Annotated in this window: 1 protein-coding gene; it reads right to left on the bottom strand. The window is 54.3% G+C overall.

The annotated features are described in order from the left end of the window. On the bottom strand, positions 1–335 hold a 335-nt coding region (locus tag AB9F29_RS21610), incomplete at both ends, for an HlyD family efflux transporter periplasmic adaptor subunit (RefSeq protein ID WP_369757212.1).

Raw genomic sequence — 335 nt, 5'->3', positions numbered from 1 at the left:
CGATCCCCGATCCGGAAATAGGTCTCGACGGGCATTCCGGGGATCAATCGGCTTCCGTTAGGGAGTTTTTCTTGCTCACCTGGGTTGATGACAACTTCGCTTACATAATAAGCAAGTCCTGTTTGTTGATCAACGAGGGCATCCGGCGAGAGGTGGGTCATTGTGCCCAAGAGTTCGGGTGTGTCGCGCGTATCGAGTGCCGAAAAACGCAAAACTGTCTCTTGGCCCACGTAAACCTGATCCACGTGGATCGGATTGATCCGCGCAGAAATGACCAGCGGGCGATCTTGAGGCACGATATACAAAAGTGGGTCTGCGGGCCGAATAACGGCGCG

This window comes from Falsihalocynthiibacter sp. S25ZX9 (assembly GCF_041205405.1).
GTDB lineage: Bacteria > Pseudomonadota > Alphaproteobacteria > Rhodobacterales > Rhodobacteraceae > Falsihalocynthiibacter > Falsihalocynthiibacter arcticus.
The sequence above is the reverse complement of the archived record's forward strand: the minus strand, read 5'-3'. Positions and strand labels throughout refer to the sequence as shown.